Below are 1,575 nucleotides of genomic sequence, written 5' to 3'. Positions count from 1 at the left end.
CCAAATAGCCATTTGTAAGGTTATTGGTCTCAATCTTTGAGTCTATGGCTTCGTACGTGTCAATAAGAACATCATTTGATTGCGACCGTACCGGCAGCGTCCAAGAGAGGAAATCCTTGCGGGCTAGGGACATGTTTGTTGTTCCAATACCCATTGCCTTGCAGTAGGAACGGTACTGAGGTGTCCTCAGCCCCCAATACACGTAACTGCGCTCTCTTGAGCCTACATTGTCATTGAATTGAAGCTTCACAGTATCCTGCGTTAGTCGACCAACACGTATGTCTTTCGGGACGCGAGCGACTGCGCCGAGAAGATCACATGATTGAGTTAAGTCCTTCAACGAGACATATAAGTCACCTGGGTGCAGAAGGATATTGGGATCAGACTCTCCGGGATAGTGCTTCCATGCGCTGTACTTAAAACCGCCGTTCTTCTGTATACTGCCTAGGCCAAGCAGCACGGGGCCTTCGGTTTCCGATAGCAATGAGCTTCTGTATGTATTGCCTCTGACGAGGGTGACTATATCACCGAGTTTCATTCCAGGTACTTCCTGTGAGATGTCTTCACGTTGTTCTGGTCAACCATTGCATAGCGCATGGTCGTGTCTATTTTTGCATGACCTAGGAGCTTTTGCACTTGTTCAATGGGCATGCCCTTGTCTATGGCACGCGTGGCGAGCGTACGTCGGAATTTATGCGGATGAACGTGGCCCGCGTTAGTTACTCTCCCCAGCTCTCTTATACGCGTTTCAACATTTCCAACCGTCATGCGCTTGGGTTTGCCCTTTAACGAAACGAAGAGTGCTGGACTATCGTCTTGCCGCAGCGCGAGATACTCAGTGAGCCGCAGTTTCGTACGAGCGTCGAAGTAGACGGGACGCTGCTTGTTACCCTTGCCCGTGACAATACATTCTCGTTCCTGCAGATTTACATCGGCTAGATCGAGGCCCACAAGCTCTCCGACGCGCATGCCTGTTGACGCTAGCATTTCGACCATTGCGAGATCCCGTACGCAAGTGCATCCGTCGCGCAGGCTCTCCAACTGCTCATCGGTTAGAACCTCTTTTGTGACCTGCGCGCACTTTACGCGGTGTATACGTCGTACCGGGCTTTTTATCACGTAGTCCTCGTTCTCGAGCCATGAGAAGAAGCTCGACATGATGCGGCGAATGTTGTCGATGGTGACGTTGCCTGCGCCGTTTTTGGCACCGTAATCATTTAGATAGGAGCGTAGGTCGTCGCTTGTCACTTGCGCGTACGGTTTGGCGATTGCGGCCGACATGCGTTCGAGTGTGGTGCGGTAATAGGCAAGAGTCTTTGGCGAGCAGCCTTCGACCTGCTTGGCAGCGATAAAGAGAGAAAGGAGATCGGCTGGGTCTTCGCGTGAAGGGTGCTTGGCGTTGCTAAACGCAGCTTGCAGTGAGATTGTAAGCTGCTTGAGTTGATGGCTGTTCAGCAGGGGCTGCATTTGGGCAAGCACTGTGTTGATGATTACATCCATGGCTGTTCCTTTCATCGAGAGATGGGAACAGTTTGCAGGAATAACCTGATAGAAGAAGCACAAATGGCTATTTGG

At 51.2% G+C, this 1,575-nt stretch carries 2 protein-coding genes; both read right to left on the bottom strand.

What is annotated here, in order from left to right:
* The coding region (locus HF885_RS10360) for a hypothetical protein (RefSeq protein WP_206109913.1) at positions 1–538 on the bottom strand (538 nt) is incomplete at its 3' end.
* Positions 535–1,467 (bottom strand): site-specific tyrosine recombinase/integron integrase, encoded by a 933-nt coding sequence (gene xerA / locus HF885_RS10230; protein WP_235927417.1) that lies wholly within the window; start codon positions 1,465–1,467, stop codon positions 535–537. The genes xerA and HF885_RS10360, both read right to left, overlap by 4 nt.
* Positions 1,468–1,575: the final 108 nt, after the last annotated feature.

Source organism: Parafannyhessea umbonata (assembly GCF_012844235.1).
GTDB lineage: Bacteria > Actinomycetota > Coriobacteriia > Coriobacteriales > Atopobiaceae > Parafannyhessea.
This window is presented reverse-complemented; position numbering and strand designations above follow the sequence as displayed.

Coding starts and splice junctions, on each gene's coding strand:
- xerA (WP_235927417.1), bottom strand. CDS start 1,467: ATGCAGCCCCTGCTGAACAGCCATCAACTCAAGCAGCTTACAATCTCA.